General features: G+C 44.9%; 12 protein-coding genes and 1 pseudogene. 11 read left to right on the top strand and 2 right to left on the bottom strand.

The features are described from left to right. Positions 1-30: 30 nt before the first annotated feature. Positions 31-657, top strand: a complete 627-nt coding sequence (locus HMPREF9124_RS04285) for a TIGR01440 family protein (protein ID WP_009428340.1) — start codon at positions 31-33, stop codon at positions 655-657. Positions 658-939: 282 nt separating this feature from the next. On the opposite strand, the gene HMPREF9124_RS04290 is transcribed toward HMPREF9124_RS04285, so the two are convergent. Continuing rightward, positions 940-1653: a hypothetical protein gene (locus tag HMPREF9124_RS04290; protein ID WP_009428878.1), complete on the bottom strand. Its 714-nt coding sequence runs from the start codon at positions 1651-1653 to the stop codon at positions 940-942. A 5-nt stretch (positions 1654-1658) separates the two neighbouring features. Beyond that, positions 1659-2378 carry a tRNA (guanosine(46)-N7)-methyltransferase TrmB gene (gene trmB / locus HMPREF9124_RS04295; protein WP_009429879.1) on the bottom strand — a complete coding sequence of 240 codons (720 nt, stop codon included), beginning with the start codon at positions 2376-2378 and terminating at the stop codon, positions 1659-1661. 196 nt (positions 2379-2574) lie between these two features. Here trmB and HMPREF9124_RS04300 point away from each other — a divergent pair, with 196 nt between their 5' ends. From HMPREF9124_RS04300 to hemZ, 10 genes and pseudogenes are all read left to right on the top strand, one after another. Then, entirely contained in the window at positions 2575-4176 is a 1602-nt protein-coding gene (locus HMPREF9124_RS04300; RefSeq protein WP_036597975.1) for a C40 family peptidase, read from the top strand. A 115-nt stretch (positions 4177-4291) separates the two neighbouring features. Then, positions 4292-5212, top strand: a complete 921-nt coding sequence (locus HMPREF9124_RS04305) for a nucleotidyltransferase family protein (RefSeq protein WP_009428549.1) — start codon at positions 4292-4294, stop codon at positions 5210-5212. An 82-nt stretch (positions 5213-5294) separates the two neighbouring features. Then, positions 5295-6607, top strand: a pseudogene (locus tag HMPREF9124_RS04310) (DUF5711 family protein). A gap of 175 nt (positions 6608-6782) precedes the next feature. Next, positions 6783-7736 (top strand): ROK family glucokinase, encoded by a 954-nt coding sequence (locus HMPREF9124_RS04315; protein ID WP_009429970.1) that lies wholly within the window; start codon positions 6783-6785, stop codon positions 7734-7736. 15 nt (positions 7737-7751) lie between these two features. Then, positions 7752-10112: an endonuclease MutS2 gene (locus HMPREF9124_RS04320; protein ID WP_009429552.1), complete on the top strand. Its 2361-nt coding sequence runs from the start codon at positions 7752-7754 to the stop codon at positions 10110-10112. A 137-nt stretch (positions 10113-10249) separates the two neighbouring features. Continuing rightward, complete coding sequence (locus HMPREF9124_RS04325) at positions 10250-10984, top strand: response regulator transcription factor (RefSeq protein ID WP_009428508.1); 735 nt, start codon at positions 10250-10252, stop codon at positions 10982-10984. Positions 10985-10989: 5 nt separating this feature from the next. Continuing rightward, the gene (locus HMPREF9124_RS04330) at positions 10990-12399 is read left to right on the top strand and encodes a sensor histidine kinase (RefSeq protein ID WP_009427758.1); all 1410 of its coding nucleotides are present in this window, start codon (positions 10990-10992) and stop codon (positions 12397-12399) included. A gap of 3 nt (positions 12400-12402) precedes the next feature. After that, entirely contained in the window at positions 12403-13626 is a 1224-nt protein-coding gene (locus HMPREF9124_RS04335; RefSeq protein WP_009429858.1) for a PDZ domain-containing protein, read from the top strand. 12 nt (positions 13627-13638) lie between these two features. Continuing rightward, on the top strand, positions 13639-14625 hold the full coding sequence (locus HMPREF9124_RS04340; RefSeq protein ID WP_009429231.1) for a 3'-5' exoribonuclease YhaM family protein: 987 nt from the start codon (positions 13639-13641) through the stop codon (positions 14623-14625). A 33-nt stretch (positions 14626-14658) separates the two neighbouring features. Next, positions 14659-16374, top strand: a complete 1716-nt coding sequence (hemZ, locus tag HMPREF9124_RS04345) for a coproporphyrinogen dehydrogenase HemZ (protein ID WP_009428842.1) — start codon at positions 14659-14661, stop codon at positions 16372-16374. The last annotated feature ends 119 nt before the right edge of the window (positions 16375-16493 follow it).

The raw sequence follows: 16493 nt of genomic DNA on the forward strand, positions 1-16493 counted from the left end.
AAAATAAGATGGAAAGGAACGGGAAGAATTGTGGATGTAGAGAATAAGCAAGCTGTAGAACAGGAGGTGCATACGGAAAGTGCTCTGGCGGAAGGAATAGACCTTCATTCCCTGGAGGAAGAGGTCTACCTCCTTACCGGGGAATTTATAGAAAAGGCAAAACTGAAGAAGGGGCAGCTTTTTGTGGTAGGCTGTTCCACTTCGGAGGTTTTGGGCGAAAAAATCGGAACGGCATCGAGTTATTCCACTGCAGGAGCCTTATTTCGGGGAATTTATCGAGCTGCAAAGGAGTCGGATCTCTTTCTCTGCACCCAGTGCTGTGAACATTTGAACCGTGCCATTATAACGGATAAAGAGGCCGCTTTGGCACATGGCCTTATGCCCTATCTTGTGAACGTGATTCCGAAAGAAAAGGCAGGAGGCTCCTTCTCAACAGTGGCATACGAGAACTTTGCGAACCCCGTTGCTCTGGAAAAAGTTCGTGCAGACGGCGGAATCGATATCGGAGATACTTTTATAGGAATGCATTTAAAGGAAGTTGCGGTTCCGCTTCGCTTAAGCAAAAATACGCTCGGCTCCGCCCATCTTACTGCGGCAAGAGTCAGACCGAAGTTTGTAGGAGGAAGCAGAGCGGTATATGATGAAAACTTACTCTAGGGTTTTTCTGTGATTGCATAACATAGATAAGGGAATAGGGGCACGCTCTCGCTAACCTCGCCCTGACTGAGCATGGACTTTGAAGTCCATTGCTCACTTTGCTGTGCAAAGCAGATTCTTCCAGAATCTGGTCTTTCGGCAGGACAACTTTTCTGATGAAAAGTTTGTCCTTTAATAGTACTAAGCTTCAAGCATCGCTATGCTCGCTTTCAGCAAGTACTAACGGGCTCAGATTGCCCCTTATTCCCCTATCTATGTAAATGCAAAGCAACAATAATAAACCTAGATATGGATAACCTCGGAACGATTCCCATGTAGGAGGCTGTCATGGCATAAGCAGCTTCCATGGATACGGTTTTCTCTTTTCAGCATCCATATCGGAAGGAGGAATACTTTAAAAAAGTAGCAAAGTATCCATAGGATAAAAGTTTTCAATTGCAGCCCCCGGAAATAAAAGAGGTAGCCTTCCAAGAGAAAGATAGCGTTTAGGCCAATATTGAATAAGGTGGCCGGACTTGCAAAGGACAGATTTGTGGGCATTTCCGGTCGGTAATATTTTACGGCATAGAGGGAAAGAAGCGAGATGTTATAAATACAGATCGGCTTCTTTTCTTTTCGATAGAAAACGATGGATTTTCGGTTATAAAGAAAGACGCCTCCTTTTTTAACGAGGCATGCTTCGGAAATCCAGACATGGCTTACCGCATTGATTTCTTCCCAGGGCACGAAAAGTTTAATAGAGGGGAGATAAATCCCTTCTCTTCCCACCTTCAGTTTTTTATAAAAATAAAAAGGGAGAGAGACGAGGAGCAGGATGCCGTTTCCGTAGAGGGCAAATTCCCCCGGGCTTAACTTTAGTTTGACAACCGAAAGATCCACATCTAAGCTGTCAAAACCCTGTCTCTTTCCGACAACATAAAAAAATAGAATGAGAAGGGCGAAGATAAAGGTAAAATAACGATAATAAATACTGTGAAAGGAAATCCCTTTTTCCATTTGTTTTACTCTGCCTTTTCTCTTGTCTTATTTTTCTTTGCTATACACTTGCAAATCGGGTTTCCCTTGGCGGAGAACTTTTCTTCATACTCTGTCATAATATTTCCCTCGGAAAGCGTTTCGTCATGGTGGAGGTCAAAACTTTTTGCGAGGATGTCCCAGCCATTTTCCTGAAAGCTCTCCAAAGAATAATCGAATAAATCCCGGTTATCCGTCTTAAATTCAATATGTCCGTCCCCGGAAAGAACTTGCTCATAGAGTTTTAAAAACACCGGACTTGTGAGTCTTCGATTGGCCTGTCTCTTTTTCGGCCAGGGATCGGAAAAGTTCAAGTAAATCGTATCGACCTCCCCGGCAGAAAAAACCTCCGAAAGAAATCTTGCATCCATGCTCATATAGTAGAGATTTTTCAAGACCGTTCCGGCCTCTTCTTCCTTTTCCCGCCTTTTTATGGCCTTAAAGAGCACACTGTCATACCGCTCAATGCCGATGAAGTTCCGTTCAGGATTTCGTTTTGCCATTTCAAAAATAAATTTTCCCTTTCCCATACCGATTTCCAGGCAAAGCGGCCTCTTATTCTTAACGAGTATCGTTTGCGTAGCGTGCGGATTTTCGTTGGAAAAGAGTTTTTCGGAAAAATGTCCTTTTAATGCCTCCGGATTCTGAATCACAAAGGGGGAGTCGGAGACGAATTCCTCCGAACCGGTAATATGTCTTAATCTCATAAATCTCCTTATTCCAAAAGTATTCGGTCCAATTTTCTCAAATCGTCGTAATAATGTGAGAAAGCAGAAAAAATAATTTTAAGATTTTCTTTATAGGATGAGAAACGCTCTTATGTTATCATAGAACTGCAATTTAAACTAGAAATATATGGGAAAGAGCGAGTATATTTTCCCTTTATTAAATCCGGAGAATCGAATGATTAAGAATAAAATGATAAAGCGAGGCATCTCTCTCGTTCTACTGTCCTCCATAGTAGGCCTAAGTGCCTGTGAAAAGAAATTGGGGACGGAGCAGGAACGAGCTGCCGCCTCTTCTTCCGATATTGTTCTCACTACGGAAGACAGTGGAGAAGAGTCCGTTGCCATTGCGGCACTCGGCCTCAATGCCAATGTTCTTCCATCTATAGAAGGCGTGACTATTGACGGGCAGGCGGAGGAACTGGCTCCGGTCAATCTTACCGTAGGAGTAATCAATTCTGTAGTAAAAGACTTACAGGAACGTCTCATGCAGCTGGGCTATATGGAAGATGATGAACCGACCACTTATTACGGAGATGCAACCTCTAAGGCGGTACAGTATTTTCAGAGACAGACGGGACGGACCATGGACGGGATTACCGGTGTGGATACTTGGGATGCCCTTATGTCGGAAAGTGCACCGCATTATGCGGCGAAACTGGGATTTAAGGGAGATGATATCACAAAGATTCAGTATCGTTTGTACAACCTCGGCTATCTTACCGAAAGTGGACAAATTAACGGTACTTTTGATGCGGATACCGAAACGGCTGTAAAGAAACTGCAGGAAGTAAACCACCTGACCGTGGACGGGACAGTAGGGGCCGCTACGGTGGACTTGCTTTATTCCGAGGACGTTAAGGCAAACATTATTGCTTTGGGAGAACAGAGTGAGATTGTTAAGAAATATCAGAACAGACTGATTGCTCTTGGCTATCTGTCCGGAGAGGCGGATGGAAACTTTGGTTTGAGCACCCAAAACGCAATTCGTGCTTTCCAATCCAGAAACGATCAGGTGGTGGACGGTTATCTCGGTCCGGATACCAGGCATATTTTGGATTCCGAATCGGCTAAACCCTTCGGTATGCGTCTCGGAGAGCAGAGCAGTGATGTACAGAACATGCAGAAGCTTCTAGCAAAATACGGATATTTACCGAGTGATAAGGCTTCCGGTTACTTTGGAGAGTTGACCAAGGATGCCGTACTTTCCTTCCAGAGGACAAACGGCCTTACTGCTGACGGCACGGTCGGTGCAAAGACCTTACAGATTTTGCAGTCGAATTCCGCAAAGTCCAAACCGAAAAACAGCAGGAACGGAAATAACGGAAATAGCAGAAGAGGTGGAGGGAATACCGGAGGCGGCGGAAATGCCGCTCCATCCGGAGGATTTTCTTCCGGTTCCGGCGGCGCTACCGTATCGGGCTCGGCATCGGCGCTGATTTCCATTGCATCTTCTAAAATCGGATCCCCTTATGTCTGGGGTTCCAAGGGACCGAATTCCTTTGACTGTTCGGGCTTTGTATATTGGTGCTTAAACCAGGCAGGAGTAGGTACTTCCTACATGACTTCTTCCGGATGGCGAAGTCCCGGTCGTTTTAAAAAGGTCGGCGCCTCCGAGTTACAGGAGGGCGACATTGTCGTGGTTCGCGGACATGTCGGTATTTATGCCGGCGGAGGTTCCGTAATCGATGCATCCTCTTCCAACGGCCGAGTGGTGCACAGAAGCTTTTCCGGTTGGTGGTCCAAAAACTTTATAACAGCTTGGAGAATTTTCAGCTAGGTTACAAATTGTCCCCGATTTTTGGATAATCGGGGACTTTCCGTATCTATATACTGGACGAAAGCGTTTTTTTCTCGTATGGTAAAGGAAATTGCTTTTCTAAGGAGAGTGAAAGATGAAGAAAACAGCATTAATTGTTATGGCAGCAGGAATTGGATCTCGTTACGGTGCGGGCATAAAACAGTTGGCGAAAATCGGTCCCTTCGGGGAAATTATTATGGACTATTCCGTTCATGATGCTTTGGCTGCAGGTTTTGATAAGTTGATTTTTGTGATTCGAAAGGATATCGAAGAGGAATTCCGGGATATTATCGGAAAAAGAATCGAGAAAATTGCCGATGTCCATTATGCATTCCAGGAGCTGAATGCCTTACCAAAGGGCTATAGTCTTCCGGAGGGAAGAAGCAAGCCTTGGGGGACTGCGCATGCCCTTATGCAGGCCAGAAATATGGTCGACTGCCCCTTTGCCGTAATCAATGCGGATGATTTTTACGGAAAGGAAGGCTACAGACTGATTCATGATTTTCTGGTGCAGGAAAGACCTGAAACAAAAATGTTGGAAATGTGTATGGCGGGCTATCATTTAAAGAATACACTTTCCAAGAACGGTTCCGTGAACCGCGGGATCTGCAATGTTTCGAAGGACGGTTATCTTTTATCTATCGAAGAAATCTACGAAATCAAGAGAGAAGAGGACGGTGTTTTAAGAGGACTGAACCAGAGAAAAGAAACCGTTTGCTTGGAGGAAGAGGCTATTGCCTCGATGAATATGTTCGGTCTTCCGGAAGAATTCCTGGATCTTGTCACGGAAAAATTCCCTGCATGGCTGGACAAATATGGTAAAGAAATGAAATCGGAATATCTGCTTCCGAGAGAAATCAATAATTTGATGTTGGAAGGAAGAGGAAGAGTCGAAGTGCTTCCGGACCATGATCGCTGGTTTGGAGTAACCTATCATGAGGACAAAGCACTTGCTGAAGAGGCCTTAAGAGAGTGCATTGCGGAAGGACTGTATCCGGAGAAGCTCTATAATTAAAAGATAGTCAAAAATGGTGTTTTGTTTTAAAATAGAGGGATGTTGGTTCCCTCTATTTTTTTATGAGGCGATGTAAAAATCGATGGAAGATATTTTCCGGTATTGCTTACGACCGGGAGATAGAGAGGTTATAAAGGTGTCGGATCAGGAAAGAGAATCTCGCAAAAGAAAATTAAAAGAGAATGTCATTTTCGGAGAAAAAGAAAATACGGAGGAGGAAGAGCAAGAAGGGAGAAGCAGGGCATCGATTCGAAGGAAGCTTTCTTTACCGCTTGTCTTTCTTCTGCTTTTCTTCTTGGGACTTCTTTTTTTCTTTTACAGTAAGAGACGCTTTTCTCGTATTTCTACCCGCTGGACAACGGCTTTTTCAGATAAAGAGGGCAGTTCCCAAGAATATTTTTCTTTTGCAGACGGTGTAGTAAAGCTCTCCAAGGACGGGGCATCCTATCTTTCCAAGACGGGAAAGCTCATCTGGAATCAGGCTTATGAAATGGGAAGTCCGGTGGTTTCGATTAATGGAGACTTTATGGCTATCGGAGAGAAAAGCGGATCCAAACTTTTTATTCTGTCGACATCCGGTTTGGTAGGACAGGGAGAAAGTCCCCTTCCCATTGAAAAGCTTTCTATTTCCGGAAAGGGTGTGGTGTATGCTCTGCTATCGGACAAGGACAGTACGTATATCACCGTGTTTTCCAAAGAGGGGAGAAACTTGGACATCGGTATACGTTCCGTAATGAGCGGAGACGGTTTCCCGATGGACTTTTCCACATCGAAAGACGGAGAGGAACTTTTAGTAGCATTTTCCTATTTGGAGCAATCCGTTTTAAAAAGCAGGGTGGTTTTCTATAACTTTTCTTCCTTGGGAAAAAATGTCGGAGCGGATCGAGTGGTAGGCGGCTTTACAGACAATTTTTCCGGAAAAATAGTGGGGAGAGTACATTTTTTTACCAATGAGGAGAGCTTCGTCGCTTATAACGGCGGCTTGAGTTTTTTCTCGACAAGAGTGAAGACGAGTCCGGAAGAAAAAAACAGGAAGGGATAGAAGGAACAATCCGGATGATTTGCTATAATGACAGTTATCTTGCCGTATTCGCGGATAACACAAAGGATGCGGACAAGGGGAATTATCGTCTGCTTCTTTTCCGTAAGAGCGGAGAAAGACTTTTTGATAAGCCGATTTCCTATATGGGAAGTAAAATGGAAATCAGCGGAGATAAGATTTTCCTATATCAAGAGAAAACATATCAGGTTTATGACTTTAGCGGTCGTCTACGTTATAATGGAACCACGGAGGACAGTTTATACTATCTCCGTTCCGCGTCTGATTTTAATCTTGGAGGAACGGAACTTATGCTCTGCTTTCCGAATAAGGTGGAACGGGTCAGAATACAGTAGAACGCCCTACGATTGAGTGTTACACCATAGAGTGTCACATCATAGAGTGTCACACTATAGAGTGCAAAACAATAAAGTACAAAACAATAGAGTACAAGACAATAAAGTACAAAATAATAGAGTATTGAAATGAAGAGATTCATTATGAAAGAGAATACAATAGAGGGGGACGGACATGAATCAATATTGCGTGGGAATTGATGTAGGAGGAACAACGGTAAAGTGTGGAATCTTCACTTATAACGGGGTACTTCTGGATAAGTGGGAAGTCATGACCCGAAAGGCGGAAAACGGAAAGTATATTCTTCCCGATGTGGCGGAAGAACTGAAGAAGCACTTGGAGGAAAAGACCATTGCCTATGAGGATATCACGGGAATCGGCATTGGTGTACCGGGGCCGGTTGAACCGGACGGCCATGTCAGAGTGGCGGTAAATTTGGGCTGGAAAGACATTTATCCCGCCCGGATTATGCGGGAACTCATGGGGGGCAGAATTCCCTGTGCGGTGGGAAATGATGCCAATGTAGCCGCTCTGGGAGAAATGTGGCAGGGCGGCGGTAGAGGCTATCAAAATATGATGATGGTCACTCTAGGAACGGGAGTCGGCGGCGGCCTTATTTTAAACGGGAAAATTGTGGCCGGTGCACACGGTGCCGGAGCGGAAATCGGACATATCCATGTTAGAGAGGTAGAGGGTGAGCGTTGTGCCTGCGGCGGAATGGGTTGCCTTGAGCAGGTGGCTTCCGCGACAGGAATCGTGAAGGAGGCGGAGCGTTTCTTAAGGATGTTTAGAGAGCCTTCTTCTCTACGCATCTATGGAAAGGCTTTGACGGCGAAGATTGTCTGTGATGCGGCAAAAGAGGGAGATCAGCTTGCGTACTTAAGCCTTGACTTAAGTATGCGTTCCTTGGGGATTGTGCTTGCACAGGTTTCCATGGTTGCCGATCCGGAGATTTTCGTTATCGGCGGCGGTGTGTCGAAGGCGGGAACGTTCCTGCTTGACCTTATTCGGAAGCACTATGAAGAGTACACGCCGATTTTAGAGAAAAAGGCGGAACTTGTGCTGGCAACACTCGGAAACGATGCGGGAATCTACGGTTGTGCAAGACTGATGCTCGAAAAAGACTAAATAGAAAGTAAGAAAATGAATCAGAAGGTTCTAAAAACAATAGAATATACAAAGATTATTGCCATGCTTATTGAGGAAGCGGAGTCCTCTCTCGGAAAGGAGAGGGCGGAGGCGCTCCTTCCTTCCTCCGATTTTTATGAGGTGGAGCGGAATCTTTTAGAAACGGAAGAGGCGGAGAGCCGCATTCGGGTAAAGGGGCCGATCTCCTTTCGGGGGATAATGGATATACGCCCCTATTTTCCGAGACTGCAACTCGGGGCTTCTCTTTCCGTATTCGAACTGTACCAAGTGGCAAGAATGCTCGAAAGCAGTAAAAAAGTAAAGGAGCAGGGCGGAGAAATAGAAGACAGCCTACGTGCTTATTTTGAGGAAATAGATTCCTTAGAGGAAATCAGACGTGAGCTTGCCCGCTCAATCGAGTCGGAGGAACGTCTCTTTGATGATGCCAGTAAAGAGCTTTCCGATATCCGAAGAAAAGAAAAGGGAATAGAGGGAAAAATCACGGAGGAGTTGAACCGGATTTTAAACGATAAGCGATCCATGTTGCAGGAGGGGGTTATTACCCTTAGAAACGGTCGCCATGTTTTTCCGGTAAAGGCGGAGTATAAAAATGCTTTTCACGGCATAGTCCATGATGAGAGCAGCACGGGTGTTACGCTCTTTATGGAGCCCTTAAGCATTGTACAGCTCGAAAACAATCTGAGTGAGCTCTTTTCGCTGGAAAAAGAGGAGGTGGAGAAGATTTTACTTTCTCTCAGTCTTAAGCTGTCTCCGAATCTTCCGGTTTTAGAAAGGAATCTGGAGCTTCTTTCTCACTTGGACTTCGTTTTTGCGAAGGCAAAGCTGGGAAAGAAGATGGACGGGGTCAGACCTGGCTTAGAGAAAGAAAAAAAGTTGAAGCTTTTGGATGCACGGCATCCTTTGATTCCGAAGGATAAGGTTGTCCCGATTTCCATTCATATCGGAGAAGCTTTCCGGCTTTTGGTGATTACCGGTCCGAATACTGGCGGAAAAACGGTCTGCTTAAAGACCCTCGGGCTTTTGCAGTTAATGGGACAGGCGGGGCTTCTGATTCCGGCCTTTCAGGGTTCTTCCATCACGGTTTTTAAGGAAATTTATGCGGATATCGGGGATGAGCAAAGTATTGAGCAGAGCCTTTCCACCTTTTCCGCTCATATGACGAATACGGTAAAAATCCTTTCGGAGGCGGATTCCGACTGCCTCTGTCTTTTTGATGAGCTGGGAGCCGGTACGGACCCCACGGAAGGGGCGGCGCTGGCACTCGGTATTCTGCATGAGCTCTATGAAAGAGGAGTGACTACGCTTGCGACGACCCACTATGCGGAGATTAAGCTCTATGCATTGTCCACGGAGGGAGTGGAAAATGCCGCCTGCGAGTTTGATGTGGAAAGCCTTCGCCCGACCTACCGTCTGCTTATTGGCGTGCCCGGTAAGTCCAATGCTTTTGCGATTGCAAAGAAGCTCGGCCTAAGCGAGAAAATCATTGAGGACGCCAGAGGCCGTATCGGAGAAGAGGACCTGCATTTTGAAGATCTGATTTCGGACTTGGAGGACAGTAAGAGACTCGCCGAGCGGGAAAGACTGGAAATCGAGCAGTATAAGGAAGAAGTGGAGCGTCTGAAAGCCAGGGCGAGAGAGTCCACAAAGGGCATTGAGAAAGGCAGAGAGAAAATCCTGAATCGCGCAAGGGAAGAGGCGGCGAAGATTCTTTCCGATGCGAAGGAAACGGCAGACAGCATTGTAAAGGAAATCAGAAAGCGTGAAAACGGCGGAGGAAGCTCGCTGGAAGTGGAGCAGATTCGCAGTAAACTGAAAAAGAAGATGGAAGAGACGCAGGCCTTTTCCGGACAAAGCGTAAAGGGGCCGATGCAGACCATTTCTCTGAAAAACCTTAAGCTTGGGGACAAGGTCAGACTGCTCAATATGCATAATGTCGTGGGAACCGTTACCGAGCTTCCGGATAAGAACGGAATGTTTACGGTGAGTGCCGGCATGCTTCGGACTAAGGTTTCGGCAAAAGAGGTGGAATTTATCCAGCATAAGGAAAAGGAAGCCCCCGTTCGAAATCAAGGAAAGACAGCAGGACTCGGAAGGTCCAAGGCGATGGGCATTTCCCCTGAAATCAATTTGATTGGAAAAATGACAGCGGATGCGCTTCCAGAGCTGAATAAATACTTGGATGATGCTTTTCTTGCCAAGCTTCCGCAGGTCAGAGTGGTTCATGGAAGAGGAACCGGTGCACTTCGGAAAATGGTGCATGACTGTGCAAAGAAGAATAAGCATATTGAATCCTTCAGACTGGGAGAATATGGTGAGGGGTCTGACGGAGTAACGATTATCTATTTTAAGAAATAGAATCGTTAGACCGGCAGCATTGTTTTGTAGACAGATTTGTTATAACGACGAAATTGTTTTGTAGACAGCATTGTCAGAATGGCGAAATTGTTTCGTAGATAGCATTGTCAGAATGGCGAAATTGTAAAGGAGGTACTGTGGCAGAAAAGCAAAGAATCATGATTGTGGATGATGACAGCTCCATTGCGGAGTTGATTTCTCTCTATCTTGAGAAGGAATGCTTTTCCACAAAGATTGCGGAAGACGGGGAAGCGGCGCTGAGTCTTTATGAAAAAGAGGGGGCGGACCTGTTGATTTTGGATCTGATGCTTCCGGGAATCGACGGCTATGAGGTTTGTAGACGGATTCGGGCAAGTTCAGATGTTCCCATTATCATGCTTTCCGCAAAGGGAGAAACCTTTGATAAGGTACTGGGGCTGGAGCTTGGAGCGGATGATTATATCTTAAAGCCTTTTGACACGAAGGAACTTGTAGCAAGAGTGAAAGCGGTTCTTCGTCGCTTCCAACCGGGAAGAAAATCAGCCTCTCGGGAGACAACAGACAATGGAGCCGGAGAAGAGCAACTGCAAAAGGGAAAACACATCTCCTATTCCGATTTGGTTGTGAATTTAACGAACTATGCCGTCCACTATAAGGGAAAAACGGTAGATATGCCGCCTAAGGAATTGGAACTTCTCTACTTTTTGGCAAGCTATCCGAATCAAGTCTTTACCAGAGAACAGCTTTTGGATCATATCTGGGGCTATGAATTTGCCGGGGATTCCCGCACGGTGGATGTTCATATTAAACGTTTAAGGGAGAAGCTTCCCGGTGGGGAAGAATGGGAAATTTCCACGGTTTGGGGCATTGGTTATAAATTCAGGGTAGGGTGAAGAGCTTGAGAAGGCGATTATTCATTAAATTTTTACTGGGTTATTCCATTTTCTTCCTTCTTTCCCTCTTTTTTATGTATCTATATGGCGGGAGACTGGTTCAACGCTATTTTTACAATAGAGAGGGGACGACTTTATACCAAGAAGTGACAAGACTTGCAAACTATTATTCCAAGGAAGAATACGGAAGTTTATCCATCGGTAAAATCACCGCAGAAATGGAAGGTAGTATTCAGCGGAAAGCTTTGGGTTGGACATTGGTAAGCCCTAAGGGAAAGATTCTTGCCTTTCAAGGAAGGGAAAATATTCAGGGTGAGGAAATCCGGAATTTTGATCCTACAAAAAATGGAGAAAAAATTTATTATACCGAGAATTTCCAAGGTCTTTTGACGGAGACCATGCTTGTTGCCAAGGCTCCGATTCAACGAAATTTTCAGAATATTGCGTATTTGTATCTTTTGCTGCCCTTGTCGGAGATTGAACAGAGAAAGGCGGATATCATCGATATTTTCTTTGTCCTTTTGCTGGCCATATTCTTTTTTTCTCTTTCCATCTTTGGGGTGTTTTACACCTTCGTGTATCGTCCTTTAAGGAAAATTACGGCGGGAGCGGTATGTTATGCAGGAGGAGAATATCAGCATCGTATTATGGTTTCCGGGCGAGATGAGATGGGCTATCTTGCGGATACGTTGAATTACATGGCGGAGGAAATTCAGAAGTCGGATGATTATCAACGACAATTTATTGCCAATGTTTCTCATGACTTTCGCTCCCCGCTGACTTCCATAAAAGGATATTTGGAAGCGATGCTGGACGGTACGATTCCGCGGGATATGGAAGAAAAATATCTGGAACGACTCATTGCGGAAACGGATCGCTTAAGCAAGCTGACGCAGTCTATGCTGAGTTTAAATAAACTGGATGAGGAAGGCATGCTGAACCGCAGCAATTTTGATATCAATCGGATGATACGGCAGGTTTGCAGCAGTTTTGAAATGCAATGTGCCAAGAAAAGCTTACAATTCTCTCTTATCTTTGCGGAAAAGAAGGAAATGGTCTACGGTGATTATCCGAAAATACAACAGGTTCTTTATAACCTGATTGACAATGCGGTGAAGTTTTCCAAAGAAGGAACAGAGATTTGTATCCGAACGGAAAAAAAGGGGACAAAGGTATTTACTTCAATTAAGGATCAGGGAATCGGAATTCCCAAGAAGGATACTCAGAAAATTTGGGAGCGTTTTTATAAGACGGATCTTTCAAGGGGAAAGGATAAGAGGGGTACCGGACTTGGTCTTTCCATTGTAAAAGGGATTATCAGTGCACATAAGGAGCACATAGATTGCATATCCACAGAGGGAGTGGGTACCGAGTTTAGCTTTACACTCCCTATCTCGTTAAAAGAGGAGGCATAATCCTTGGACGAAAAAAATTTCATCAAAGAAAAGATCGTTGGACAGAAGGTAAGCTGGAAAAAGAGGACTGTAAAAGCTCTATCCCTTCTTTTTTCCGGTGGAGTTTTCGGCTTGGGCATTTTTTTAGTCCTGTTTTTTCTAGTTCCTCACCTTCCGGTAAAGAAGGAAGGGAAAGAAAAGGAAACAGTAGCCTTTACGGAAGAGGCAAGTACGGAAGCGGAAAGCAGCACGGAAGAAACCGAGGCAATAGAGGATGTGGTACAGTCCGAGATTCAGAAATTTGATTTCCCGATTTCCGCCTATGAAAGCATGATGGGAAATTTAAAAAGCATCATCCAAGAAGGGGAAAAATCACTGGTGGATGTTGAGGTTTCTACCGGAGGAGAGGATTTACTTACGGAAGGAAAAACGAGGGGGAATGGAATTATTTTAGAAAAAACCGCCGATAGTTTGCTGATTCTGTATTTGGGAAGCGGAAAGGGAGAAGAAGCCTATCGAATTCGTTTCTTCCGTGAGAAGGAAGTAGAGGGAAGGCTCTTATCTTCGAGTAAAAAGGACGGGGTGATGATTCTTTCGGTTCCGCTTTCCGCCTTTACGGAAAAAGATATGGAAAGGCTCAGTGTGATGCCGAGAGGAAATTCCCGTCTCATTCAAAGAGGAGAAACCTTAATCGGAATCGGTTCGCCAAGCGGGGAACTGTATTCGACGGAAATAACCTATGCTTCTTATCTTTCTTATGATGTACCGGCTGTGGACGGCTTTAGAGAGGACATTGCCGTACAAGGGCCGAAAGAGGGAGAAGGAAATGTATTTTACCTTAATACTGCAGGGGAGTTTGTGGGATTTTGTTCGGGAAAGCAGGGCAGTTTTCCACATATGACGGGAATTTCCGATTGTTTGGACATGCTGGAACATCTCAGTAACGGAAAAACTTTGGCTTATTTGGGCTTGAAGATACAAAATACGAGTAAAAGTATGATAGAATTAGGCATTCCGGAAGGAATCTTTATTTCCGAAGTGGAAGAGGGAAGCCCTGCCTATGCTGCCGGTGTGCAGGCGGGAGATGTTATAAAAAAGGCGAACGGAGAGGAACTTACAGGGGTAAAAGACCTGCAGGCAGCCTTACTGAAAGAAAGTCCCGGAAATCCTTTTCAAATCAGCCTCCTTCGCAATAACGGAAATCAGTATGTGGAAATGGAGTTTTCTTGTCCGCTCGGGACAAGGTAGGAAGGAAGTTTTATGAGTGAACATATCCCTAACCCTAATCGCTTTATCGAGAATTTCAGGGATGGCACAAGAGTGAATAATGTATATTTGGTAAAAACAAAGAACACGGCACTCACGAAAAATGGAAAAGAATACCTGAATGTGACCCTGCAGGACAGGACCGGGACGATTGACGCCAAGGTCTGGGATCCTTTTTCTCCGGGGATTTCCGAATTCTCCCCCTTAGATTATGTCTATGTGGAAGGGAATGTCGCCATCTATAACGGAGTCAATCAATTGAGTATTCAGCGTCTTTCCGTGGCAAGAGAAGGCAGCTTCTTTCCGGAAGATTTCTTACCGGTTTCCAAACGAGACAGAGAGGAAATGAAGAAAGAGCTGCTCGGCATGGTTTCCGCTTTGGACAATCCTTTTCTGAAAAAACTTCTGGAAAGTATCTTTGTGGAGGATAAAGAATTTTTACAGGAATTTTCCTTCCATTCCGCAGCAAAAACAGTGCATCACAGCTATGTGGGAGGACTCCTCGAGCACACTTTGTCCGTTGCGAAGCTGTGCCGTTTCTATGCGGAGCAATATCCGGATTTGAACAGGGATATCTTGATTTCCGCAGCACTTTGCCATGATATCGGAAAAATGAAGGAACTCAGTGAATTTCCGAGAAATGATTATTCTGATGAAGGACAGCTTCTTGGCCATATCATGATTGGCTACACCATGCTTTCCGAGAAAATTGCTTTGATTCCCGATTTTCCGACAGCGCTTCGCTCGGAATTTTTGCATTGCATCCTTTCCCATCATGGAGAGCTGGAATTCGGTTCTCCGAAAAAGCCCGCTACCATGGAAGCTCTGGCCCTTGCCTTTGCGGACAATACTGACGCGAAGCTCCAGACTATGAGAGAATTTATTGAGCAGGGTGAGAAGTCGGGAAAGGCCAAGGAAGGAAACGGTTGGATTGGCTTTAATAAACTTCTGGAGAGTAATGTAAGGAAGAGCATGTTTTAAGTAGGACAGAAGATAATAGGGAAAGGAAAAACTTTGATTCAGATTTTCTTAGATGAGGCTCTCCTTCCGTTTGAGAGTGATATTCGGGAGCTTTGTAAAGCCTTTTATCCGGGAGAGGATTTCCAGATGCATACGCCGGAGGGCGTACGTCTTATGGAGACTACGCAGGAGGAGAAGAATGCCTTAAAGCGTGCGAAAGAGCAAAAGTCTGCTGTTCCCGTAAACAAGAAGAGTTTAAAACGGAAAGATACGGAAAAGCAAAATCGAATTCTGACGGAGGAGGGGATTTCCGACCCTTCTTTTTTCCATCTGTCCTTGGATTTACGTGGTGCTAAGCTTTCTTTTATCGGCAATCGCACAAAAGACAAATCTACGGTTAAAGCTTATCTTTATAAGATTCTGCAGAAAAAATGCGGGCGAAGTCTGCCCTGGGGGGATTTAACGGGGATTCGCCCGGTCTCTCTTGCAGGCAAACTCTTGGAAGAATTGAAAAATGAAGAAATACAGACTGAACAGGAAGAAATAAGATTTTATCAGGCCTTAAAGGATGAATATTGCCTGGAAGGAGAGAAGGCGGAGCTTCTTCACTTTTTGGCTTCACGGGAAAAAGGGATTTTACAAAAAGCGGAGGAACGAAGCGGTGTTAAGATTCAAGACGGTTTCAGCATTTACATTCATATTCCTTTTTGTCCCAGTAAATGTGCTTATTGCTCGTTCTTATCTTCCCCAATAGGCCCCTTTTCAGACCGTATTTCGGATTACCTTGAAAAAGTTTCCGAAGAGCTGGATTTTGCGCTCTATGAAATGGGAGAAAGACGGGGAAAAACCCTGCAAAGTATCTATATCGGCGGAGGAACGCCGACGGCTCTTCCGGAAAAAGAGCTGGAAGACCTCCTGGTTCTGGTAGAGCAAAAACTTTTATCCTCTCCTTACGCAAAAGTTTTGGAATACACGGTAGAGGCGGGAAGACCGGATTCTCTGGAGGGCAATAAACTGGCTCTTTTAAAGGCGCACAGCGTGGGGCGCATTTCCATTAACCCGCAGACATTTCGGCAGGAAACTCTGGACTTAATCGGCAGGAAACACAGCATAGAATCCGTGATGGAGCGTTTTTATGAAGCAAGAGATTTGGGTTTTGACAACATCAATATGGATCTTATTCTGGGGCTTCCCTCGGAGAGGCTTTCCGATGTGGAAGAAAGCTTACTCAAGATTCGGGAGCTTGCTCCGGAGAATTTGACGGTACACTCCCTTGCGGTGAAGCGTGCCGCAAAGTTAAAGACAGAGGAAAACAAGTACAGAGGAGCCTATCAGGCAGGGGCTTCTTCCGAGGAATTTCCGCTGGAAAGAGATTTTTCCCTCTCTTATATTCCCTCTTGGAGGAAACGAGAGAGCCGATCTGAGATGGAGTGGATGATGCTTTCCGCCATGCAGACTGCGGAAGAATTATCCTTATATCCTTATTATCTTTATCGTCAAAAAAATATGGCGGGAAATCTGGAAAATATCGGGTTCAGTAAGGAAGGGAAGGAGTGCCTCTATAATATTTTTATGATGGAAGAAAAGCATACGGTTTTCGGAGTTGGCGCGGGAAGTTCTTCTAAAATTCTCTTCGGGAACGGAAGGCTTGAAAGGGTGGATAACGGAAAGGACTTCCGCTCTTATATGGAGCATTTTACGGAATATCAAGAGAAAAAGCGGAGAGTCTTGGAAGAGTTGAGCCGGATAAAGGAACAAGGTAAGGATTAAAAAAATAACAAGCAAAAAAAGTAAATTTAGTGTATACTAACTCCTAGTGGGACTGTATGACAAAAACGTTTCATCTTCCATGATTCTGTTTTATTCCATGCTTTCCACTACAATCAACT

It is taken from the genome of Oribacterium sp. oral taxon 108 str. F0425, from assembly GCF_000214455.1.
GTDB classification, from domain to species: domain Bacteria; phylum Bacillota; class Clostridia; order Lachnospirales; family Lachnospiraceae; genus Oribacterium; species Oribacterium asaccharolyticum.

Coding starts and splice junctions, on each gene's coding strand:
- HMPREF9124_RS04290 (WP_009428878.1), bottom strand. CDS start 1,653: ATGGAAAAAGGGATTTCCTTTCACAGTATTTATTATCGTTATTTTACC.
- trmB (WP_009429879.1), bottom strand. CDS start 2,378: ATGAGATTAAGACATATTACCGGTTCGGAGGAATTCGTCTCCGACTCC.
- HMPREF9124_RS04300 (WP_036597975.1), top strand. CDS start 2,575: ATGATTAAGAATAAAATGATAAAGCGAGGCATCTCTCTCGTTCTACTG.
- HMPREF9124_RS04305 (WP_009428549.1), top strand. CDS start 4,292: ATGAAGAAAACAGCATTAATTGTTATGGCAGCAGGAATTGGATCTCGT.
- HMPREF9124_RS04315 (WP_009429970.1), top strand. CDS start 6,783: ATGAATCAATATTGCGTGGGAATTGATGTAGGAGGAACAACGGTAAAG.
- HMPREF9124_RS04320 (WP_009429552.1), top strand. CDS start 7,752: ATGAATCAGAAGGTTCTAAAAACAATAGAATATACAAAGATTATTGCC.
- HMPREF9124_RS04340 (WP_009429231.1), top strand. CDS start 13,639: ATGAGTGAACATATCCCTAACCCTAATCGCTTTATCGAGAATTTCAGG.